22 protein-coding genes are annotated in these 23,276 nt (G+C 41.6%); 11 read left to right on the forward strand and 11 right to left on the reverse strand.

Annotated features, from left to right (window positions below; translation table 11 throughout):
* Positions 1-71: 71 nt before the first annotated feature.
* Entirely contained in the window at positions 72-902 is an 831-nt protein-coding gene (locus Q4567_RS17845) for an HDOD domain-containing protein (protein ID WP_303501344.1), read from the reverse strand.
* Positions 903-1,115: 213 nt separating this feature from the next.
* Between Q4567_RS17845 and Q4567_RS17850 the strand changes: the two genes are divergently transcribed.
* Genes Q4567_RS17850 through Q4567_RS17860 form a run of 3 tightly spaced genes read left to right on the forward strand, consistent with a single transcriptional unit; the run spans position 1,116 to position 4,307 of the window.
* A complete protein-coding gene (locus Q4567_RS17850) occupies positions 1,116-2,564 on the forward strand; it encodes a wax ester/triacylglycerol synthase family O-acyltransferase (RefSeq protein WP_216047201.1) in 1,449 nt (482 codons plus the stop codon).
* A 37-nt stretch (positions 2,565-2,601) separates the two neighbouring features.
* Positions 2,602-3,405, forward strand: a complete 804-nt coding sequence (locus Q4567_RS17855) for a hypothetical protein (RefSeq protein ID WP_303501347.1) — start codon at positions 2,602-2,604, stop codon at positions 3,403-3,405.
* Positions 3,406-3,407: 2 nt separating this feature from the next.
* A complete protein-coding gene (locus Q4567_RS17860; RefSeq protein WP_252728827.1) occupies positions 3,408-4,307 on the forward strand; it encodes an alpha/beta fold hydrolase in 900 nt (299 codons plus the stop codon).
* Positions 4,308-4,345: 38 nt separating this feature from the next.
* Here the strand turns inward: Q4567_RS17860 and Q4567_RS17865 are convergent, their stop codons facing one another.
* The 8 genes from Q4567_RS17865 to ampD form a co-directional block, all read right to left on the reverse strand.
* The gene (locus Q4567_RS17865) at positions 4,346-4,591 is read right to left on the reverse strand and encodes a DUF1289 domain-containing protein (RefSeq protein ID WP_216047203.1); all 246 of its coding nucleotides are present in this window, start codon (positions 4,589-4,591) and stop codon (positions 4,346-4,348) included.
* Positions 4,592-4,707: 116 nt separating this feature from the next.
* The gene (locus Q4567_RS17870) at positions 4,708-5,118 is read right to left on the reverse strand and encodes a GFA family protein (RefSeq protein ID WP_216047204.1); all 411 of its coding nucleotides are present in this window, start codon (positions 5,116-5,118) and stop codon (positions 4,708-4,710) included.
* Between the two features lie 168 nt (positions 5,119-5,286).
* Positions 5,287-6,708, reverse strand: coding sequence for a dihydrolipoyl dehydrogenase (lpdA, locus tag Q4567_RS17875; protein ID WP_216047205.1), 1,422 nt, complete (start codon positions 6,706-6,708; stop codon positions 5,287-5,289).
* Positions 6,709-6,859: 151 nt separating this feature from the next.
* Positions 6,860-8,854, reverse strand: coding sequence for a dihydrolipoyllysine-residue acetyltransferase (gene aceF, locus Q4567_RS17880; RefSeq protein WP_303501356.1), 1,995 nt, complete (start codon positions 8,852-8,854; stop codon positions 6,860-6,862).
* 15 nt (positions 8,855-8,869) lie between these two features.
* The gene (aceE, locus tag Q4567_RS17885; protein WP_216047207.1) at positions 8,870-11,542 is read right to left on the reverse strand and encodes a pyruvate dehydrogenase (acetyl-transferring), homodimeric type; all 2,673 of its coding nucleotides are present in this window, start codon (positions 11,540-11,542) and stop codon (positions 8,870-8,872) included.
* Between the two features lie 134 nt (positions 11,543-11,676).
* The gene (pdhR, locus tag Q4567_RS17890; protein WP_216047208.1) at positions 11,677-12,432 is read right to left on the reverse strand and encodes a pyruvate dehydrogenase complex transcriptional repressor PdhR; all 756 of its coding nucleotides are present in this window, start codon (positions 12,430-12,432) and stop codon (positions 11,677-11,679) included.
* A 287-nt stretch (positions 12,433-12,719) separates the two neighbouring features.
* Positions 12,720-13,544: a beta-lactamase regulator AmpE gene (ampE, locus tag Q4567_RS17895; RefSeq protein ID WP_303501359.1), complete on the reverse strand. Its 825-nt coding sequence runs from the start codon at positions 13,542-13,544 to the stop codon at positions 12,720-12,722.
* 72 nt (positions 13,545-13,616) lie between these two features.
* Positions 13,617-14,174: a 1,6-anhydro-N-acetylmuramyl-L-alanine amidase AmpD gene (gene ampD / locus Q4567_RS17900; RefSeq protein WP_303501361.1), complete on the reverse strand. Its 558-nt coding sequence runs from the start codon at positions 14,172-14,174 to the stop codon at positions 13,617-13,619.
* Between the two features lie 75 nt (positions 14,175-14,249).
* Here ampD and Q4567_RS17905 point away from each other — a divergent pair, with 75 nt between their 5' ends.
* The 8 genes from Q4567_RS17905 to yacG all read left to right on the forward strand — a co-directional run bounded on the left by Q4567_RS17905 (position 14,250) and on the right by yacG (position 20,493).
* A complete protein-coding gene (locus Q4567_RS17905) occupies positions 14,250-14,774 on the forward strand; it encodes a TIGR02281 family clan AA aspartic protease (RefSeq protein ID WP_216047212.1) in 525 nt (174 codons plus the stop codon).
* A 60-nt stretch (positions 14,775-14,834) separates the two neighbouring features.
* Positions 14,835-15,674 carry a carboxylating nicotinate-nucleotide diphosphorylase gene (gene nadC / locus Q4567_RS17910; protein WP_303501364.1) on the forward strand — a complete coding sequence of 280 codons (840 nt, stop codon included), beginning with the start codon at positions 14,835-14,837 and terminating at the stop codon, positions 15,672-15,674.
* A 205-nt stretch (positions 15,675-15,879) separates the two neighbouring features.
* Entirely contained in the window at positions 15,880-16,293 is a 414-nt protein-coding gene (locus tag Q4567_RS17915; protein WP_303501366.1) for a prepilin-type N-terminal cleavage/methylation domain-containing protein, read from the forward strand.
* Between the two features lie 94 nt (positions 16,294-16,387).
* Complete coding sequence (locus Q4567_RS17920) at positions 16,388-17,596, forward strand: type II secretion system F family protein (RefSeq protein ID WP_303501368.1); 1,209 nt, start codon at positions 16,388-16,390, stop codon at positions 17,594-17,596.
* Between the two features lie 117 nt (positions 17,597-17,713).
* Positions 17,714-18,592 carry an A24 family peptidase gene (locus Q4567_RS17925; RefSeq protein WP_303501370.1) on the forward strand — a complete coding sequence of 293 codons (879 nt, stop codon included), beginning with the start codon at positions 17,714-17,716 and terminating at the stop codon, positions 18,590-18,592.
* Positions 18,589-19,206: a dephospho-CoA kinase gene (gene coaE, locus Q4567_RS17930; RefSeq protein WP_216047217.1), complete on the forward strand. Its 618-nt coding sequence runs from the start codon at positions 18,589-18,591 to the stop codon at positions 19,204-19,206. The genes Q4567_RS17925 and coaE overlap by 4 nt, the downstream gene beginning before the upstream one ends.
* A gap of 285 nt (positions 19,207-19,491) precedes the next feature.
* Positions 19,492-20,244, forward strand: a complete 753-nt coding sequence (gene zapD, locus Q4567_RS17935) for a cell division protein ZapD (protein WP_303501372.1) — start codon at positions 19,492-19,494, stop codon at positions 20,242-20,244.
* A gap of 15 nt (positions 20,245-20,259) precedes the next feature.
* The gene (yacG, locus tag Q4567_RS17940; protein WP_303501375.1) at positions 20,260-20,493 is read left to right on the forward strand and encodes a DNA gyrase inhibitor YacG; all 234 of its coding nucleotides are present in this window, start codon (positions 20,260-20,262) and stop codon (positions 20,491-20,493) included.
* Here yacG and recJ read toward each other — a convergent pair.
* Together recJ and Q4567_RS17950 are read right to left on the reverse strand one after the other, a co-directional pair.
* Complete coding sequence (gene recJ, locus Q4567_RS17945) at positions 20,483-22,210, reverse strand: single-stranded-DNA-specific exonuclease RecJ (protein WP_303501377.1); 1,728 nt, start codon at positions 22,208-22,210, stop codon at positions 20,483-20,485. The genes yacG and recJ overlap by 11 nt on opposite strands.
* 87 nt (positions 22,211-22,297) lie before the next feature.
* Entirely contained in the window at positions 22,298-23,131 is an 834-nt protein-coding gene (locus Q4567_RS17950; RefSeq protein ID WP_216047221.1) for a thioredoxin fold domain-containing protein, read from the reverse strand.
* Between the last annotated feature and the right edge of the window lie 145 nt (positions 23,132-23,276).

Genomic DNA, 23,276 nt, shown 5'->3' on the forward strand with positions numbered 1-23,276 from the left:
CGTTCCTACATTGCATATCAAAGATATGTCTGCTTTTAGCGACAAGCTTGACGATGTTTAATGCTAGCGAGTTAGTAAGGACTGAAGATAGACATCATTTGGTTTATTTCCTGCTTACTGAAAGTGATAGCATCAACAAGTACTTCAACATCCAAATCTACACTTGCTAAGATCACTGGATTAATTGTTTCAGGCAGGTTTCCTGGGAAGTTCGTCGCCAGCATATATCCTGCAATGGCAGCCACATGCATAATAGCGACCTCTTTGTTACCCATAGCATAATCTTCATCGGTGATATGCATGATGGGCAATGAAATTTGCGTCGGTAGTTGCCAAAGTTGCAAAATCGTTGAGCTACATTGTGGATAAGTAAATCCGAGTATATTTTTTTGCAGCGCAAATGGCACTGTTGCGTGATCTGCTGGAATACATTTAGCAGCTAACTCAGGACTCTCTTTCGTCACCACCAATTCTGCTAAATTATGCAGTAAACCCAACAAAAAGAACCGTTCAGAACCTCTAACTCGCGCTAATTTGGCTAAATGCTTAGCCACTAAACCAGTGAATAAACTCTGTTTCCAAAATCGCTTCAGATCCACATTTTCATCACTCAAAGAGTCGAATGCATCTTTCGCAGTTTCAGCCATAACTAAATTATATAGTGCTTCGCCACCTAGTATGTTTACTGCTTTACCAATGTTATCGACCTGAGAGCGGAATCTAAACAATGGACTATTGGCTAATTTAAGTAATTTGGATGCAAGTGATGGATCTAAGCTAACAAGGTTTCCGATATCTTCGACGTCTGATTGATGATCATCTAACATTTGCCGAATACGCAGACAAATGTCTGGCAGGGCAAATGAGGTGCTAGCTTTTTTTGCGTAATCAATTGCTTGCATAAATACGAATACTTTTGGATGAGATGTGATTGATAGTAGTGGACATTATAGTCATGCTGAACTCAAATTGCGGTTTTTTTTTGTGCATAGTTATGGGTTTTCATATTTAACCAAGGCTTCAGCCGCACTGCTTATCCAACCACAAAAAAAAGTTGATATTTACGTTGTTAGGCGTACGGTATATTTATAACGGTTTGTTAACAGGGAAGCAGGATGGAAGAACTCTCAGGTTTAGATGCAACTTTTCTATTTTTAGAAACTGAAAAAGTCCCGATGCATATAGGTGGCGTATGCATAATGGAAGGATCGATGAAATTCGAAGAGTTTTACGAATTTATGGAAAAACGTATCCATCTAGTTTCAAAGCTCACCGAAAGACTGGTTACCGTTCCCCTAAGCCTAGATAGACCTTACTGGATTGAAGATCCCAATTTCGATTTGAGTTTACATATACGACACATGAAATTACCTGCGCCGGGTTCTTGGAAGGAACTGCGTTATGCTGCATCTCAGCATTTTTCAACATGTCTAGATAGGAGCAGACCGCTTTGGGAATTTATTTTTGTTGAAGGCTTAGACAACGTATCGCAAGTACCGAAAGGATCTGTCGCGATAATAACTAAAGTACACCATTCTGGTTTCGATGGTAAATCAGGTGCAGATTTAATGGCCATGATGTGGGATGTCACTCCCAAACCTCGGCCGGTCCCCGCGAAAGTATCCAAACCCCAAGAAAAGATCCCTGGCGCGATGAACCTTATGGCTCGTAGTGCGTATAACTTAGTTACTATTCCGGGAAAATTGCCGGGATTGTTATGGGATACAGGCAAGGCCACCTTAAAAGCCAGTTATCTGTCCCGTGTACATGGCATTAAAATGCCAACCCTGCCCTTCCGCGCTCCAAAAACGCCATTTAATGGGGTGGTTGAGCAAGAACGTAAATGGAATTCCGCTTTACTCGAAATTGATCGGGTAAAGGCAATACGTAAAGTGGTTGATGGGGCTACCCTAAACGATGTGATATTGGCTATTTGTGGCGGTGCGTTGCGCCAATACCTATTAGCTAAAGGGGAATTGCCTGAGCAACCATTGGTAGCTATGGTGCCTGTCTCTACCCGTTCGAAAGATGAAAAGAACGCGATGGGAAATCAGGTATCAGCCATGTACATCCAATTGGCTACAAATGAGGCAGACCCGATTAAGCGTTTGGAGAAAATCCATGTTAATACCCTAGTTGGTAAGCTGTACCAAGAAGCAATAGACGCTAAAAGTCTAATGGGATACGCAGACTTAATTCCATTCGGTTTAGCTGGTGTAGCTTCACGATTTTATACACGATCAGCGTTAGCCAAGTGGCATAAACCATTTTTCAACTTGGTAATTACAAACGTGCCGGGGCCAAATATTCCGTTGTATCTAGGCGGACACAAGTTACTTACCAATATGGGAACCGGGCCCATTTTTGATGGTATGGGGTTAATTATGCCGGTGCTAAGCTACGACGGGACGATCACCATTAGTCCAACAAGTTCAGCCAATTTGATGCCCGATATCGATGTTTTAACTAAATGCATATTAGATTCCGCTAATGAATTGGAAGCTGCCGTGCAGAAGAAGCAAGCCAACATGGCTGCGTTTAACGCTTTGTTAAATGAAAAATAAAGCACGAAGTATATAACCAAAGAAGTAGAGAGTTTATATGAATAACGAAATAGCGACACTGCCAAACAATCGTCCCAAAAAGCGCCATATGCTCTCGGAGGGCAGATCGCTTTTCGAATTCGGTACAACCAGTTTATTGATGCCTTTATTGCTGCAAGCTCCTCGTGGTGACAAACATCCTGTGATGGTTTTGCCTGGTTTCTTAGCCTCGGATATTTCGACTAAACCTCTACGTACCTTTCTCAAAATGAAAGGTTATAAACCTCATGGTTGGGGCTTAGGAAGAAACCTAGGCACCCACATTGTAGGTGGACAGCATATCGTGAGTGACCAGTTACTCAATAAAGTCATTGAATTGCATGTCAAACACGATGCCAAGGTCAGCCTTGTGGGCTGGAGTTTGGGTGGCATTTTGGCAAGAGAAATTGCCCGTGCAATTCCTGATTGTGTAAGACAAGTTATTTCGTTAGGCAGTCCATTTAATGGCCCTCAGGGTTCTGCCCCCGTAGCGGCTAAAATGTTTGAGATGATAAATGGCGATTTAAATCAACGAGAACCAGATGCTGCACAACGAATTATTCCCCCACCACAGGTTCCAAGTTCAGCTATTTTTTCCCGTAGTGACGGCGTAGCTCACTGGCAATCATGTATCAACTCAAATGAACATTTGCATCCACAATCGGAAAATATTGAGGTGAAAGGTAGCCATATGGGCTTAGGACATAATTCTCAGGTATTATGGATTGTCGCCAATCGATTAGCGCAAAAAGAAGGCCAATGGCAGCCATTCAGACAAAAAACCTTACATAGAGTTCTGTATCCAAATCCTGATAGGGCATAAATTTGAGTGAAGTAACTAATAGCGAAGAGCTGTTCGCGGACGTAAACGGAATTACGTTGTGTTACCAAACCTTTGGTAACCCAAAAGACAAACCCCTATTGTTGATAATGGGCCTAGCAACTCAAATGATTCATTGGGATCCACGATTTTGTCAAAAATTGGTGGACCAAGGGTATTGGGTGATCCGTTTCGACAATCGCGACATTGGCAGAAGTACCTTATTACAAGGTCAAAAAAAGCCAACCATTTTTTCAGTCGCGGCCAATCAATTGTTTGGTAAAAAGCTGCACGTTCCTTACGATTTACATACGATGGCCGGTGATGCAGTTGCATTATTAGATCATCTAAACATTGCTACCTGCCATTTAGTAGGAGTATCTATGGGTGGAATGATCGCCCAATGTATCGCCATAGATTATCCAAATAGGGTGGCCAGTTTAACCTCTATTATGTCTACTACCGGTAACCGAACGCTACCTAAACCCAAAAAGTCGGTAATGTTAAAAATCATACAGCCGCCGCCTAAAGATCCTAAAGCTTACCTACATTATTCTTTAAAATTATGGAAAATGCTTAATGGCGACTATTTCAATTTTGATAAAAAGAAGATAGCAACACTTATGCAGCACGCCAGAGAACGCTCGTTTAATCCTGATGGCGTGTGGCGACAGACCTGTGCAATATTAGCCTCACCTGATCGAACCTCAGCGTTACATAAGATTAAATTACCGAGTCTGGTGATCCATGGTGATTGTGATCCGCTTGTTCCCGTCGAGTGTGGGATAGCCACAGCCGCAGCCATCGAAAATTGTGAATTAGTTATTATTAAAGGTATGGGGCACACATTGCCTGAAGAGGCTTGGGATCAAATCATCAGCAGTATCGCTAAGTTAGCCAATTAACATACAATTACCGCAGTTGAAGTCTGTGGGAAAGGCCGTTACTCATCAAACATGTCTGTTTGCTGAGGTGTTGTTGTTTTAGCATCGCCGTTTTTCCTGCGTGAGGCTATGGCTTTGCGTCTCTGACAAGCTTTTATAATAACCCTTTTGGCATAAGGTGTAGTCTGATTCCAATACAGCCTTTCGTCCCTGCTGCGGAAACATCCCGTACAATAGCCCCCTTTACCTGATTGGCAAACACCGATGCAGGGGCTAGGGATGTCAAAAAACTCGAGTTGATCCACAGTGGCGACTTTTATTCATAAATTCAGATCATTTCCTATAGTTTACACCCTTATTCAAAAGTAGGCGAAATACCAATTATGATTTTAATAATGATCTGAATTCAATTAATCCAATACTATTCTGGATATTGGGCAAATTTAGGTGCCGCTTGGCCATCATCGTACCAAGCAAATTTTTCTTCCCAAAATATATTCGCTTGGGGCGTAATATCTGGAACGCCATCTAAGAAGCCAGCAGGTATGCACAGCATACTGCCATCACGGGTTAAATAAGGCACTTGTGAGCCGCAATCAGAGCAAAAAACATTACTAAAGCGCACCGCATTTGGTAGATCAAAACGTTTTATTTTATCTTCACCACTGTGCCATTGGATATTGTCAGGATCGGTAAATATTAGTGAAGCGAACGCTGAGCCAGTTTTCTTTTGACAGCGATCACAATGACATTGATAAAAACGTTTGTAAGGTCCATGAACCTGACCGGTCACTGCACCACATAAGCAGCTACCTTTAATTTCTTGCGGCATAATAATTCCTCTTATAATAATTTTATTTAGCAAAACGAATCTAGCTCATCCCCCCGCCTAATTATAGAAGCATAAGCTCAGGTGATGATAAAACCAGATAAAACCTGCAGACATAAAAAATGCCAGTTTGCTCAACGCAGACTGGCATTCTTTGTATCGTTCAGAGAATTACTTTTTCTTTGCTTTTGGGTTTGGCAAATCAGTAATACTTCCTTCAAATATTTCAGAAGCTAAACCAATTGATTCATTTAACGTTGGGTGAGCATGAATTGTCAAAGCAACATCTTCAGCATCAGCGCCCATTTCAATGGCTAAACCAATTTCACCTAACATTTCACCCGCATTGATACCGATAATTGCGCCACCGATTACACGGTTAGTGTCTTTTTCGAATATCATTTTAGTCATACCTTCAGTACGACCAGAAGCAATAGCTCGGCCTGAAGCAGCCCAAGGGAAAGAGGCAGTTTCATAACTTACGCCTTGCTCTTTAGCTTCTTTTTCAGTTAATCCTACCCAAGCGACTTCTGGGTCAGTGTAGGCAACTGAAGGAATACATTTAGGATCAAAGTAATGCTTCTTACCAGCAATAACTTCTGCAGCAACATGACCTTCATGTACCGCTTTGTGAGCAAGCATAGGTTGTCCAACAAGGTCACCAATCGCATAGATGTTGCTAACGTTAGTACGCATTTGCTTATCAACGTTAATGAAACCGCGCTCATCTACTTTCACGCCAGCTTTATCGGCTGCAACTAAACTGCCATTTGGACGACGTCCAACTGCCACTAGTACTTTATCGTATCTAACTGGCTCAGCAGGTGCTTGTTTACCTTCAAAAGTAACGTATAAACCGTCGTCTTTAGCTTCAACAGCTGTTACTTTTGTTTCCAACATGACGTTAAATTTGTTTTTAACGTATTTTTGATAAATTTTGATGACGTCTTTGTCAGCAGCTGGAATCAACTGGTCTAAAAACTCAACCACATCAATTTGCGAACCTAGAGAACGATAAACAGTCCCCATTTCCAAACCAATGATACCGCCACCCAAAACTAACATTTTTTCAGGGATATCTTTCATTTCCAACGCGCCTGTAGAATCGATTACTCGATCATCATCGTTTGGAATGAAGGGAAGTGAAACTGGCTCTGAACCAGCAGCTATAATCGCGTTATCAAAAGTAATGGTTGTTTTACCGTCTTTCCCTTCTACTTCAAGGGTATTAGAACCGGTGAATTTACCGTAACCTTGCACAAATTTAACTTTGCGCATTTTAGACATGCCTGACAAACCTTTAGTAAGTTGCCCTACTACACTGTCTTTCCAGCCACGTACTTTATCTAAATCAATTTTAGGCTCACCGAACACAACGCCGTGTGAAGCCATTTCTTTCGCATCATCAATTACTTTAGCTACGTGAAGTAACGCTTTAGAAGGGATACAGCCTACGTTAAGACATACTCCACCTAAGGTTTCACGGGAGTCAATGATGACTGTTTCAATACCTAAATCGGCAGCTCTAAACGCTGCTGAATAACCACCAGGTCCTGCACCTAGCACAACCAGTTGAGTTTTAATTTCGCTCATTATGACCTCAAATTTCGAATTCTATTCTGACAGACCTGTAAAATACTACCTTTGCGACTTTATGTTAGCAAAGTAAAGCACGACTAAACACGAAAAATATCAAAAAAGTGCGCTTCAACATGATTTAAGCAAAAGCGCACTTAATTATGACCTAAAGTAGAATTTGGCGAAGATCAGCCAACACGTTGCTCAAATGAACCGCAAAACGTGCAGCTACAGCACCATCAATCACACGGTGATCGTAAGATAATGACAGCGGTAACATGAGTCTTGGCTCAAAATCTTTACCATTCCACTTTGGTTTCATTTCACTTTTCGAAACACCTAAAATAGCCACATCAGGCGCATTTACGATAGGCGTAAATGCAGTACCACCAATGCCGCCTAAACTAGAGATAGTAAAACAGCTGCCCTGCATATCCGGACCTTTAAGTTTTCCATCTCTGGCTTTGATACTAATTTCAGTAAGTTCTCGAGAAAGTTCGACAATACCTTTTTTATCCACATCACGTACTACAGGAACAACAAGTCCTCCTGGAGTCTCAACAGCAATACCAATATGGTAATACTTTTTCTGGATAAGTGATTCGCCAGATTCAGACAAAGACGTATTGAATACCGGATACGCTTTAAGCGCATCGGCTACCGCTTTCATCATAAAGACTAAAGGTGTAATTTTAACCCCTAGTTTACGTTTTTCAGCGATGACGTTTTGCTCTTTACGGAATTTTTCCAATTCCGTTATATCGGCTTCTTCAAATTGCGTAACATGTGGAATCGTTACCCAATTGCGGTGCAGGTTTGGTCCAGAGATTTTCTGAATTCGCGTTAGTGGAACTTCTTCCACCTCACCAAACTTAGCAAAATCAACTTTCGGTGGAGCTAGTACTTGCAAACCACCTGAACCACTTCCAACAGATGACCCAGGGGTCATTTTAGGACGTGATAATTCGTATTTAACAAAAGATTGCACATCTTCTTTTAAAATACGTTTTTTAGGACCGCTACCAGCAACCTGTGTTAAATCTACACCAAATTCTCTCGCTAAGCGACGCACCGACGGTGAAGCATGAACTTTACCACTGGATTTTTTGTCGGCCGCTGATGGATGATGTGGAACCGGTGGCTTACGGGTATTCTCAGCTCTGGCAGGTGCTGCAGGTGCCGCTGCTTGTTGAGCAGGGGCAGGTGCTGGAGCAGCTGCTTTGGGTGCTGATTTTTCAGTTACCTCTAATGTGATAACCAAACTACCTTCAGATACTTTATCGCCAACTTTTAATTCGACACTTTTAACCGTACCACTTTTCGGTGACGGTACATCCATGGTGGCTTTATCGGTTTCCAAAGTCACCAAGCCTGCTTCAGCTTCTATTTCATCGCCAACCGCAACCAAGACTTCAATGACATCAACATCAGTATCACCACCGATGTCAGGTACTTTTACATCAATCACTGAGGTGCTCTGTTCACCCGAGTCAGCTTCTTCAGTTGCAGGGGCTTCTGGCGCAGATGCTTGTTGTGCAGGTGCTGGCGATGGTGCCGATTCAGCAGCGCTAGGCGCAGTATCCGCGGCAGAATCTGATGCACCTTGAGTTTCTAATTCAAGTATCAAAGTTCCTTCAGAGACTTTGTCTCCGACTTTGATTTTAAGCGACTTCACCACACCTGCAGCAGGCGAAGGTACGTCCATGGTCGCCTTATCAGTTTCCAAGGTGATTAAACCCGTTTCTGCATCAATCTTATCGCCTTCGGCGACCAGTACCTCAATCACATCAACATCAGTGTCACCACCAATATCAGGCACCTTAACTTCAATCACTTCACTGCTAGCACTTGCAGCAGCGGCTTTAGGTTGTTCTGCCGTTGGTTCTGGTGCTGACTCTGAAGCAGCCGCTTCAGAGGACGCGCCCGCAGCGGCAAGTTTCATGATCAAAGTGTCTTGACTGACTTTGTCACCTACCTTCACCAAAATATCTGCAACCGAACCTGCAAACGGCGCCGGAATATCCATACTGGACTTATCACTTTCAACCGTTATCAGCGACGTTTCTGCTTCGACATCGTCACCTACAGAAACACAGATTTCAATGACTTCAACTTCTTCACCGCCCACATCGGGGACCAATACATCTTTTAAATCTGACATTTTGAGTCCTCCCAATTACGCGTAAAGCGGATTAAGTTTATCGCCATCAATACCAAACTCTTTGATAGCATCTAGCACAACTTTCTTATCAATATCACCGGCTTTGCTTAACTCAGTTAACGCTGCAAGGGCGATAAACTTAGCATCAACCTCGAAATGATGACGCAAGTTAGGACGACTATCAGAACGACCGAAACCGTCGGTCCCTAGTACTTTATATTGACCTGGCACAAATGCACGAACTTGGTCAGCATAGTTTTTAACGTAGTCGGTCGCAGCAATAGTCGGGCCGTCAAACCCTTCTTCAAGCACGCTAGTGATATAAGGTACTTTGGCTTTTTTGTCTGGGTTTAGCATATTAAAGTGTTCGCAGTCTAAACCATCACGAGCCAATTCATTAAATGAAGGTACACTGAATACTTCAGAGGCAACTGAGAACTTATCTTTCAACAGTTGCGCAGCTTCACGAACTTGCAACAAAATAGTACCAGAACCAAGCAACTTAACTTTCTTCTTGCTCTTAGCTGTACCTACTTTTTCAAGAGAATAAATACCTTTAATAATTCCCTCTTCGGCACCCTTAGGCATTTCTGGCTGAACGTAGTTTTCGTTCATTACGGTTAGGTAATAGAATACATTCTCATGATTCTCACCCATGCGACGTAAGCCGTCTTGCACAATCACAGCTACTTCATAACCATAAGTTGGATCGTAAGTTACACAGTTTGGAATCAAAGCCGCTTGTACATGACTGTGTCCATCTTGGTGTTGCAGACCTTCACCATTTAGTGTGGTTCTACCTGCTGTTCCACCAACTAAGAAACCTCTAGCCTGACTATCACCCGCAGCCCAAGCCATATCACCCACACGTTGGAAACCAAACATGGAGTAATAAATGTAGACCGGAATCATAGGTAGGTTATTGGTTGAATAAGAAGTACCGGCAGCTAACCAAGATGCCATAGCACCAAGTTCGTTAATACCTTCTTGTAACACCTGACCTTTTTTATCTTCGCGATAATAGGCTACTTGATCGGCATCTTGAGGAACGTATTTTTGTCCCTGACTAGAATAGATACCTACCTGGCGGAACAAACCTTCCATACCAAAAGTACGGGCTTCATCTGGAATAATTGGTACGATACGGCTACCAATTTGTTTGTCTTTGAGCATCACGGTTAATACGCGAACAAACGCCATAGTAGTGGAGATTTCACGCTCCCCTGACCCTTTAGTGATTGCTTCAAACGCTTTTAACGGTATCGCTGGTAAATCTTCAGTACTGTCCGCTAAACGGGTTGGCATATAACCAAACAGCTTTTCTCTACGGCGTCTGAGATAAGTCAATTCAGGGCTATCTTCAGAAAACTTGTAATAAGGTAAGTTTTCAAGATCGTCATCAGCAACTGGAATATTGAAACGGTCGCGATATTGACGAACCGCATCTATGTCCATTTTCTTGACGTTGTGAGCAATGTTTTTGCCTTCACCAGCTGAACCTAAACCGTAACCTTTAACGGTTTTAGCTAGGATAACCTGAGGACGACCTTGTGTTTCTGAAGCACGTTTGTATGCAGCATAAACTTTTACTGGGTCGTGTCCACCACGATTCAAGCGCCAAATATCGTCATCTGACATGTTTGACACCATGTCTTTTAACTCTGGGTACTTACCAAAGAAGTTTTCGCGAGTGTAAGCGCCACCTTTGGCTTTGTAATTCTGGTATTCACCGTCGACGGTTTCATTCATTACATCGAGTAACTTGCCAGAGGTATCCCGTGCCAATAGAGGATCCCAATAACGTCCCCAAATGACTTTAATCACTTCCCAACCAGCACCGCGGAAAGTCCCTTCTAATTCTTGGATAATTTTACCATTACCACGAACAGGACCATCAAGACGTTGCAAATTACAGTTGATGACAAATGTTAAGTTATCTAGCCCTTCACGAGAGGCTAGACCAATAGCACCTAAACTTTCAGGCTCATCCACTTCACCATCGCCCATGAAACACCATACACGCTGTTCTGAACAATCTTTTAGTCCACGATTAGTGAGGTATTTTAAGAAGCGAGCTAGATAGATAGCCTGCATTGGACCTAAGCCCATAGATACAGTTGGGAACTGCCAAAAATCAGGCATTAACTTAGGATGAGGATAAGAGGAGATCCCCTTGCCATCCACTTCCTGACGGAAACCATCAAGCTGATCTTCAGTTAAACGACCTTCAATGTATGCGCGAGAATAAATTCCAGGAGAAACATGGCCCTGAACAAATAAATAGTCGCCGCCATCTTTTTCGTTTGGCGCACGGAAAAAGTGGTTAAAACCGACATCATAAAGCATAGCTGAAGATGCAAAACTTGATATATGGCCACCTAGCTCCAAATCTTTCTTAGAGCCGCGTAAAACCATCATCATTGCATTCCAACGAATTGCTTGACGAATTTTAGCTTCAATCGTTTGATCCCCAGGCATGGTCGGTTCTTGACCTGCGGGAATGGTGTTTATATAGGCAGTGGTAGCTGTGTACGGCAGGTAAGCACCATTACGGCGAGCCTTTTCGATCAAGCTTTCTAATAAGTAGTGAGCGCGTTCCACACCCTCTTCTTCAAGTACTGCGTCTAGTGCTTCTATCCATTCCTGGGTTTCTTGTGGATCCACATCCGGATGCATCATATCAGCCATGGTGCTTTCCTTTAGTTAGTTTAAAGTTAAAATTTACTGACCGAGAAAATAAAGAATAGTTTAAATTTATATTCTTTTCTTTCAGTTCAGTAAGTAAATTACATAAATTAGCAATATTAACAATGCCAATAAGGTTATTTCTGTATTTCAATTCTTCTAAGTGCCCGTTGAATTCTGGTATCTTGTCGGTTTATTTCTAACAAGATATCTTCAATGAACGCCAAGTGTTCATTGCTTGCTTGCCTAGCAGTTTCCGGGTCACGAGAAACTATTCCAGCCAATATTTTTTCACGTTGTTTATGAATGATGTCAGTGACATCGTCTCTAATCGCTAACATTTCAAAGTTAGCTTTAATATTTTCCTGCAACATCGACTTCAAGCTACGCATAACATGCACTAACACCAAATTGTGTGAGGCTTTAGCCATGGCGAGATAAAAATCTACCAAGGCTTTAGATAAATCTGTTTTGTCTGATTTTTTAGAAAGCTCCGAAATGGACGCTAGTGCTTCTTCTAATTTAACGTAGTCTTCTGGCTGGCCTCGCAGCGCAGCATAATATGCAGCCATGCCTTCTAAAGCATGACGAAATTCGAGTAAATCAAATTGAGTTTCAGGTCGTTTAGCAATTAGATCCAGAAGAGGATCGGTAACCGATGCAGTAAGATTACGCTTAACAAAGGTACCACCGCCTTGCTTGCGTAACAGCAAACCGCGAGCTTCTAAATTTTGAATCGCTTCACGTAATGACGGTCTAGATACGGCGAAATTCTCGGCGAGCTCACGTTCCGAAGGTAACTTTTGACCAGCTAATAAACGCCCATCAATGATCATCGATTCAAGCTGTTCAGTGATCACATCAGAAAGTTTTCTCGACTGTATGCGTTGCATATTTGCGTGTGCTTCCTCAAAAAATGTTAGGACCTGCCATATTTTTAGGACTCGCCATAGTGTTAATTAGCAAAAAACTTAGTTTGCTACACCCCACACTGCAAATTGGTAAGACCATTTTACCTAATAGGTTAGACTAGTTATTTAATTACGTAAACCTTTTACCTAAAAAACTTGTTCAATGATTCTGTTAATTAAATTCGAAAATTGTTAAACAACGTATTTTTAAAGGCCTTTAAAGCGAGGTCAGACCATTACATTCAATGATAGCATTTAGGGTGTTTAATTTACCTCAACCAACCAGAAAGCGATAACACTGATATTAATACCACTAAAAACATCACATTTCGTTTGGCTAAACGCACCAAAGTGCAAGGCTCTTCAGTATAGTCCTCTTTGTTAATATCGACTTCTTCTGCGGCGTCGGCGACTTTGCATAAAAGTTCTTTTGCCGAAACATTAAGGTCAAATAAATACTTCAACCAAATTGGCAATGCGCGAGAAAAGTGCCCCATTAATAATAAACCTAAAGCGGTAATTCTTGCAGGTAGCCAATCAAGAATAGCCATTAATTGTTGGGCTATGCTTAATTCATTTTGAAACTCTGTTTTGTAAGCATGAGTTGTGCTTCTTGCCAAAACATACATAACCGCACCCGCAGGGCCAAGCAACGCGAACCAAATAATCACCGCCGCATAATGTTGATAGTTCAACCATACCAATTCTTGGCCAAATGAGCCTGGGCTGTCTCCACTGTGGCCCAACTGATCAGCATACATAGTACAAGCCTGAAAATCACCTCGATTAGCCGCTTGCAGATAACATTTGTACACATCTCGCAAATTGGGACAGCCTATACATACCATCAAAATCGCGGTATCAAGAATGAGTCTAATCAAAGCGTTATCAACGCTATTGATTAATATTAGAAGGATTAGCGCAGGAAGAATAACCACCGCTAAAAAACTGGCAGTGGACATATCTTCAGAAAAGATATTTTTTCTCATTAAAAAACGTTGATAAAGGCCATTATAGAAACTCTCTCGCCAATACTTGGTTTGAGTGGCTACACGTTCTGCCATCAAAACCACAATCAAGCTAATTAATGTCATGTAACTTCCTTCTATTTATTATATTCATTATAAAAAAGTGTTTGCTGCAAAAAAGCGCTGCAGGCCTCGGCCTTATATGCTCTTGCTGAAACTAATCTGTTGCCTAAAGCCTGGCCAATCAAAACTCACCCCAGGATCAGTTTTACGTCCTGGAGCAATATCATTATGGCCGACGATTCTACCTATAGTAATTAATGGGTATTTTTCAACAATAACGTTAGTGACTTGAATCAATGCTGCATATTGCTGTTCACTATATGCGGTATTATCTGTCCCTTCCAACTCAATGCCAATTGAAAAATCATTGCATCTGGTACGACCTTGAAAGGACGAAACACCAGCATGCCAAGCGCGTTCTTCGAATCCTACAAATTGGATAATTTGACCGTCTCGTCGAATCAACAAATGAGATGACACCCGCATCTGATATATTTGTTCAAATATAGGATGGCTGTGAGGCTGAAGTTTTCCAGCAAAAAAATCTAAAATATGCGGGCCGCCGAATTCTCCGGGAGGCAATGATATATTGTGGATTACCAATAGACTGATATCATGGTCCGCTGGTCTGCAATCAAAATGCTCACATTCAGAACGTTGAACCGAATCTAGCCAACCCGCGTTTATTTGCAATCTGGTGTCTGAGACCATATATAAAAATAGCCGTTAATATATAAGCGATAAAGAAGCAGCATAGCAGGGTATAGAATGGAACAAAATCAATCACCAGCGGAAAACTCCACTAAAATAGGAAAATGGATGTTTTTTGCGTTTTGGATAGTCGGTCTGTTGCTGCTATCGCTATTTTTTGGTGATCGTTTAGAAAAACAAAAAAATCCAAATCAAAATCCGCAAAGTCAGCTAAACAACGGTGCCGCTGAAGTTAAGCTCAAGCGCAATCGTATGGGCCATTATGTAGCCAGTGGCCTGATTAATGGACAACCTGTTACCTTTTTATTAGATACAGGCGCAACCAATGTATCTGTTCCAGCTCATTTGGCCAATGAATTAGGTTTAGTCGGTGGCGCTAGATACTCCGTTTCAACCGCTAACGGCAATGTGACTGTAGCGCAAACTAACATCCAACAACTTGACTTAGGCTCGATCCGAATAAACGACGTGCGTGCCAGTATCAACCCCGGTATGTTAAGTGATGAAATTCTGTTGGGTATGAGTGTACTCAAACAGTTGGAATTTACTCAACGTGGTGATTGGTTAATACTGCGACATTAACGATATTAAATAGATTACCTCTTGGCTAATCTGCGATTACTTTACTTGTGTGACTTATATATGAATCAAAACTCGATAATAAAAGATGTTGAGCAAGCGCTTGACGAGGATTTAAATGGCTTAGGCCCAATAGATGGAGACATTACCGCGGCATTAATTAGTAATGATGTGATGGTAAAAGCATCTATTCTAACCCGAGAAGACTGCACAATATGCGGTATACAATGGGCAACTGAAACATTCAGACAAGTAAATCCTGAAATCAAAGTCAATTGGTTAGTGGCGGATGGCGATTTATGTAAAGCCAATCAAATATTTTGCGAACTCGCTGGCTCGGCGCGCTCCATATTGACTGCAGAGCGCACCGCCCTCAATTTTTTACAGACATTATCTGGAACTGCAACCACGGCGAAAGCCTACGTTGATTTACTCGCGGGTAGCGGTATCACCTTATTAGACACTCGCAAAACTATACCAGGCATGCGCTTGGCACAGAAATATGCGGTAAAATGCGGTGGTGCCGAAAATCATCGTATTGGTTTATTTGATGCTTTCCTTATAAAAGAAAACCACATATTGGCGTGCGGCTCTATTGCCAACGCAGTTAAACAAGCACGCCAAAATATGCCGCAAGCCAAGGTGGAAGTGGAAGTGGAAAGCCTCGAAGAGCTGAAACAGGCGATAGATGCAAGGGCAGATATTGTGATGTTGGATAATTTTGATCACGAAATGCTTAGTCAAGCAGTATTGATCAATCAAAAAACAGTGAAATTGGAAGTTTCGGGCAATATAACCGAAGAAAAATTGCATAATTTGCGGGGAATAGGTATAGATTTTGTGTCATCAGGGGCTTTAACCAAGGATGTCAAATCAATTGATTTATCTCTTAGAATCAATTAGTTAACTATTTATAGACGGCAAAATTGTTTGATGAAAGAGACTTGAGTATATTTCTGCATACTTGTCAGTAACGGATCTCGTTCTATACTGATTATGAATTCAACGAGGACGCCATCAAACGCAAACGTAGTTGTGGCAACAAACAACTTAACTAATTATTTTACAGTAACTTAAATCGCACTCAATGGTGCAGGAGATAAATACCATGAAAATGACTCAAATGACTAACAACAAAGGTTTTACACTAATTGAATTGATGATCGTTGTAGCGATTATCGGTATTCTTGCAGCCATCGCATTACCTGCTTACCAAGGGTACACAGATAAAGCGAAATTCTCAGAAATTACTAACTCAACTGCAGCGGCTAAATCAGCAGTAGAAGTATGTGCACAGGTAAACAACTCTGTAGCTAACTGCACAGAAAGTACAAATGGCATCCCAGCTGATGTTACCGTATCCGCGACAGTAAACGGTTTGACCACAGCAGCCGGTGTTATCACAGCAACCTATAAATCTGATGGTTCTTCATTAGCTGGTTCTACATTTACTATGACTCCTACACTAGCTGGTGGTCGTGTTGAATGGGCTTCAGAATGTAACCCAGCAACTCTTTGCTAATCTAGAGTTTGACTAACAAGATTTAAAGCCCAGTTTATCTGGGCTTTTTGCTCTAAATAACTTGCTATAACAAACAACATAATTAGGTTTAACTATGGCTAAGACAGCAGAAATATACACTTGGAACGGCGTAGACAAAAAAGGGCATAATCGCAAAGGTGAAATCAGTGCCTTATCTTTGTCAGAAGCAAAGAATATGCTGCGTCGACAGGGTGTTTCTGCCACCAAGGTCAAAAAGCTAGCCAAACCCTTATTTGGTAAAAAAGATAAAGTTTCTGCCCAAGATATCAGTGTCGTATCTCGGCAAATCGCCACCATGCTTGGGGCGGGTGTTACATTAATTCAAACCATCGACATGATCGCCCAAGGTCACGCAAAACAGAGCATGCGTCGAATGCTTACCGAGATTGCCGATGAAGTAAAAGCCGGCAATCCGTTATCTAGCGCACTTAGGAAACATCCAAATCAATTCGAAGACTTGTATTGTGATTTGGTTGAAACCGGTGAACAATCCGGTGCACTTGAAACCATCTATGACCGTATTGCTACCTACAAAGAAAAAGCCGAAGCGCTAAAATCGAAAATCAAAAAAGCCATGTTCTACCCTATTGCGGTAGTAGTAGTCGCCTTTATTGTGACCACTATTTTGCTGGTATTTGTGGTACCTCAATTTGAAGAGATTTTTAGCAGTTTTGGTGCAGAGCTACCGGCATTTACCCTTTTTGTATTGGCTATTTCCCAGTTTGTGCAGGATTTTGGTATTTTTATCGCCGCCGGTGTCGCGATTGCCGCGGTGCTCTTTATCCGCGCCCATAAAAAGTCACGAAACTTACGAGACAGTGTCGATAAAAAAATACTGAAAATTCCGGTAATTGGTGAAATCCTGAAAAAAGCCTCAATCGCTCGATTTACCCGTACACTTGCAACCACCTTTGCTGCTGGTGTGCCTTTGATTGGCGCATTGGACTCAGCTGCTGGCGCTTCGGGCAATGCCGTTTTTCGGGATGCTATATTATTTATTAAGCGGGAAGTTGCTGGCGGTATGCAAATGAACACCGCGATGCGCGCAACAGGCGTGTTTCCAGACATGGTGACGCAAATGATTGCCATCGGTGAAGAGTCTGGGGCAGTGGATGATATGCTCAGTAAAATTGCTACTATTTACGAAGCCGAAGTAGATGACATGGTTGACGGCTTAACCAGTTTGTTAGAGCCGATGATTATGGCTGTTTTAGGGGTGGTCATTGGTGGTTTGATTGTCGCTATGTATTTACCAATCTTCCAAATGGGTAACGTGGTTTAGCAAAAGCCAGACTCACGTTATATAATTCGTATTATGATTGCTAGAAAGGTTTCTACCTAAAGACTTTTCTGGCAAGCTTAAACAAAATGATTTTTCATAATAATAAAGTGCCTATATATGCCTGCGATGTTTGAGCTCTTAGCCGATTCACCCCTATTTTTTGTTAGTTTTGTCTTTGTCGTCAGTTTATTGGTAGGCAGTTTTTTAAATGTGGTTATTTACCGCTTGCCGGTAATGATGGAAAGAGGTTGGAAACAAGAGTATCAACAATACTTCCAGCCAGAATCGGCAGAACAAGCCTCTTCAGAGACGTTCAATTTAATTAAACCTGACTCAACTTGCCCTAAGTGCCAACATAAAATAAGAGCTTGGGAGAATATTCCAGTGATTAGCTGGCTTTTTCTTAAGGGAAAATGCAGTCAGTGCAAAAATCCAATTTCATTTCGCTACCCTGCCGTTGAGTTGCTGACTGCTTTAGCCAGCATGGCAATAGCCTGGCATTTTGGTTTCGGATGGCAAGCCGCCGCCGCAGTGTTTCTGACTTGGTGCCTGATTGCGTTAATTTTTATTGATCTCGATAAAATGTTGTTACCGGATCAAATTACCCTGCCAGTTTTATGGTTAGGTCTAGTATTCAGTACCACGGGCTTATTTGTAAGTCCTATCGACGCCATAATTGGAGCGGCAGCAGGTTACCTAAGTCTGTGGAGTGTTTACTGGCTGTTTAAGTTACTCACAGGCAAAGAAGGAATGGGTTACGGTGATTTTAAATTGCTCGCAGCCTTAGGTGCTTGGGTGGGTTGGCAATACCTTCCGATCATCATATTACTTTCATCTTTTGTTGGTGCAATTATAGGAATTAGCTATTTATTGATCAAAGGAAAAGATAAAGGCAGCCATATTCCTTTTGGTCCGTACTTGGCGATTGCCGGTTGGCTGACGTTAATTTATGGCAAAGATATAGCTAACTGGTATTGGAGTTGGGCAATAGCATGAGTGATTACGTAGTTGGATTGACTGGCGGAATTGGCAGTGGCAAAACCGCCGTTTCAGATTTATTTGCTGATTTAGGCATCGATGTAATAGACGCTGATGTGTTGGCCCGTCAAGTGGTTGAACTAGGTAGTCCGGCTTTGCATTTGATTGCGCAAAAATTTGGGAAAGATTCGCTTTTAAGTGACGGAAATCTGAACCGCCAATATATTCGAGAGATAGTATTTTCTGATCCCTTATTGAAAACTTGGTTAGATAACCTACTGCATCCATTAATTCGCCAAAATATGCAACGTCAATTAAAACAGGCTAAGTCTCCATATTGTATCCTTGCCGTTCCCTTGTTGATCGAAAATAACATGATGGCAATGGTCAATCGGGTTTTGGTGGTCGATGTTAGTGAAGACATTCAGTTGCAACGGGCAGCAAACCGAGACCAACAGTCTCAACAGCAAATTAAAAACATAATGGCTAACCAAGTCTCTCGTAAGGTGCGGTTAAAGCATGCCGACGATGTAATCGATAATAATGGCCCAGTTGATAATTTAACAAACCAAGTAAGCCAATTGCACAAGCAATATTTATTGCAAGCGAACAATCAACTGGCCTTGATTTAAACAAATAAAACATTGACGGTACTGTGTATTAAAAACCAAATATTGACTCAGACCAATTTTGTTATGTTATTCTTCTAACTACTGCTTTACCAATTGCCCCCCAAATTATCTAATGGCGCTAATGTGACTTGATGGCAACTTTATTATCTTGGGGTTGAAATCTGATGCGTTTTGCGGTGTAGTTCCGGTTATAATAATCATTCAATAGTCAGTTCTAACTATTTGATTTACTATTTTTAAGAACATTAAATCTTCCGTCTGCGTATAATTTCTTTAGGATAATCAATGTCATTAGCTGTTTATGAGTTTCCATTAAACGAAAAAGTCAGGACCTATTTGCGTCTTGAACAGTTGTTTATACAACTCAAACAAAGCGCACAAGCCCAAGAAGATTGGCAGTTTATGAGTTTTTTTGAGGCCCTATTCACTTTACTTGATCTTTTAGAACGACTGGATATTCGTAGTGACATTCTAAAAGACATCGAAGTTCACGAAAAAAACTTAGTATTTTGGTCGCAACATCCAAAGATTGATTCAGAAGCATTGCAAGCTGCGTTACAAAAAATACTTCGCCTTCGAGACCAACTCAAACACTCGAAAAAAGTCGGAGCGAGTTTAAAAGAAGACAAATTTTTAAGCTCGATAAGACAACGTTTTTCCATTCCAGGTGGTACCTGCAGCTTCGATTTACCCAATTTACACTATTGGATCAAACAACCGTTGGATTTAATTCGTAGCGATATTAATAATTGGTTATCGGAATTCGATTTGATCAACGAAGCTATCGATATTACTTTAGCCTTTTTGCGAGAAAGAGGCCGATTTACCGCTATTACCGCAGAAAATGGTTTTTACCAAGGCATCGCTGATGACAAAAGTGAATTAATACGCATTCAGAGTCTGACCGATGAGGGCTACTACCCAATGTTGAGTGGTAACAAATACCGCTATGCAATCCGATTTATGTTATTTACAGCCAATGAAAATGGCAGTACTCAAGTCAATGAGTCAGTTCAGTTTAATATTGCCAGTTGTTAGGAGTTTAACGTTACGATGGAAGTGTCCTGCCCCACTTGTGCAAAAAAAGTAGAATGGAATGAAAAAAGTCTGTTCCGACCATTTTGTTGTAAGCGCTGCCAACTGATTGATTTGGGCGAGTGGTCGAATGAAGAAAAAGTTATTGCGACTGAAAACCCAAATAGTAATGATGCAAATACCTCACTTCCTGATATTGAAGACATAGAGGCTATGTTGGCTCAGCAGAATCAAGACTTTTTTAAAGAATAGGCTCTAATGCTTCTACCATCAGTTGCAAACTAACTCGTCCTCTAAACTCATTGATATCCAACTTGTAAGCAATGTGAATTTGCTTGCAACTAGGGTTGGGCCAAAGCTGCGGATCAATATTAAACGCAATTGCATCCACTAATACGCCCGCTTCTGCCTTCAACATTAGTTTGAGGTGTTTACCGCCCAATAACTTTTGATCTACTGGCGTAAAAATGCCATCAAAAATAGGCTCAGGAAAGCCCTGTCCCCATGGACCTGAATCTTTAAGTTGTTGCGCAAATTCAAGTGAGAATTCTTGATGAGAGAGCTCACCATCACTTAATATCTGCCCACTTAAATCACGATCTTTTAAAAGTTCGTGGCTAACTTGCTCAAAAACACGCTTAAATGCAGCAAGCTTGTCAGCATGAATGGTTAAGCCAGCGGCCATAGCATGACCACCAAATTTGACTATCACATCGGGATAGCGACTGTTGATCTCTTCTAATAAATCGCGAATATGCAGACCAGCGATTGATCTTGCTGACCCTTTGAGAGTGTCATCGTCTTGATGGGCGAAGGCGATAGTTGGACGATTGTATTTTTCTTTGATTTTACCTGCAACAATACCAATAACCCCCTGATGGAAGTCAGCTTGATAAACAATAATCCCATTTTTAGTTTGATCGCCATCAATCGCTAACGTTTCTAAACTGGCTAACGCTTGGTCTTGCATGGACTGCTGAATTTCTCTGCGCTCTCGATTTAATGAGTCGAGCTCCACGGCCATTTGACGGGCTTTGCTATGGTCTGCAGCTAACAGACATTCTATTCCCAAAGACATATCATCTAGCCTACCCGCCGCATTGAGTCGTGGACCGAGTACAAATCCCAAATCACTGGACACCATTCTTTCGGGACTTTTACCAGCAACTTCCACTAAAGCTTTGATACCGGGTCGACATTTACCACTACGAATTCGTTGCAGTCCTTGATAAACCAACACACGATTATTACTGTCTAACGGCACCACATCAGCAACTGTTCCCAAAGCGACAATATCTAAAAACTCAGCTAGATTGGGTTCCGGAATGGCTTTTTTGTCAAACCACTGGGTTTGTTTAAGGTGATTTCTCAGGGCTAACATCAAATAAAATGCCACCCCTACTCCCGCCAAGTTTTTCGATAAAAACTCACAACCAGGTTGATTAGGATTCACGATCGCGTCAGCTTGAGGTAAACGGTCTGCAGCTAAATGGTGGTCGGTGACCAGCACTTTTATCCCCAGTTCTTTGGCCTTATCTACACCATCAAAACAGGCTATGCCATTATCGACAGTGATAATCAGTTGCGCACCTTGTTGATGAGCCACTTGTACTATTTCTGGACTTAGACCGTAACCAAAATCAAATCGATTAGGTACTAGGTAAGAATGTCCACTGGCACCCATTTTAGCCAAGCACAACATTGTCAACGCGGTACTGGTGGCTCCATCGGCATCGAAATCTCCAACGATGATAATTTTTAGCTGTTTTTCAAGCGCTTCACTCAGCACCTGAACCGCAGCATCCATTCCTGAAAGGTGTTGATAATGTAATAACGCTTTAGCACGTTTATCTAACTGACTCGCATCTTCTATTCCGCGACTAGCAAAAATTTGTCGAATAATAGGCTGGGAAATATGTGATAAGTGGGAGTCAGATACGGTTTCGCGACGGACAATTTTGGCAGACATATGATATCGTTTTTTGAGGTGAGCAGAGTGACACTGGAAAATAAAAGGCTCAAAACAGTTTATGTTTCGAGCCCAAATTTCTTCAACTTATATTTGCGATAATTTCTCTAGTAACGCATCAGCAGGCATGTAGCCACCAACCAATGAACCATCGGGTAAGATGATATTTGGGGTACCATTGACGCCGATACGAGTTCCAAATGCATATTCATCAGCAACTTTGTTACTACAAGTGCTGCCATCAACATCAGCCCCTGTTTTTGCCGCGGTTAGTGCACCTTGTTTATCATCAGCACACCATACTGCAACCATATCGTAATAAGTTTGGGTATTAAGACCACCTCGAGGAAATGCTAAATAACGAACGGTAATCCCTTTGTCATTGTAATCGTCAATTTCACGATGCAGTTTACGGCAATAACCGCAAGTAATATCAGTGAAGACGTTAATCACATACTTTTCATCTTTTGCCTTGAATTCAATGACGTCTTCATCAGAAAAATCAGAAATACCTTCTATACGCAATTCAGCTAATTTTACATCAGTTTCGTTACGCATTCCGGCATCGACATTGAAAATTCGACCACTTACTAGGTATTTACCGTTTTCACTGGCATAAAATAGACCTTGATTGGTCGACACCTGAGCTAAGTTAGGCACTGGCGAATCACCAATAGCCAACACTTTAAGGCCCAAAACACTTTCTAATTTCTGTTTAGTCTTGGCGTAGTCTGGACTACCCACATCTGCTTTTAGTTTTGACCCTACTTTGGGAGTAGTGTCAGCCTGATCTTTGACCATCACTTTTGCAGTATCAAGGTTAGCAGAAGCGCTTTCTTTGTCTGTCATCATTGCATAAGCTGATACGGCAGCAACACACAAGGTCACCAAAATTACGGGTGGTTTTATCCAGTTTTTCATTTACCTTCCTATTAATTAACAATTATTAACGGTGTTACTAATTGTTAGACCTGCGAAATGAGTAATAAATTGCATCTAATCAGTTAATTTTACCTTTCAATATTGTTCGTTAGTTTATAACGAATGCGACGCCAATCCAATCAAA

The organism is Aliiglaciecola sp. 2_MG-2023 (assembly GCF_030548145.1).
Classification (GTDB): Bacteria; Pseudomonadota; Gammaproteobacteria; order Enterobacterales; family Alteromonadaceae; genus Aliiglaciecola; species Aliiglaciecola lipolytica_A.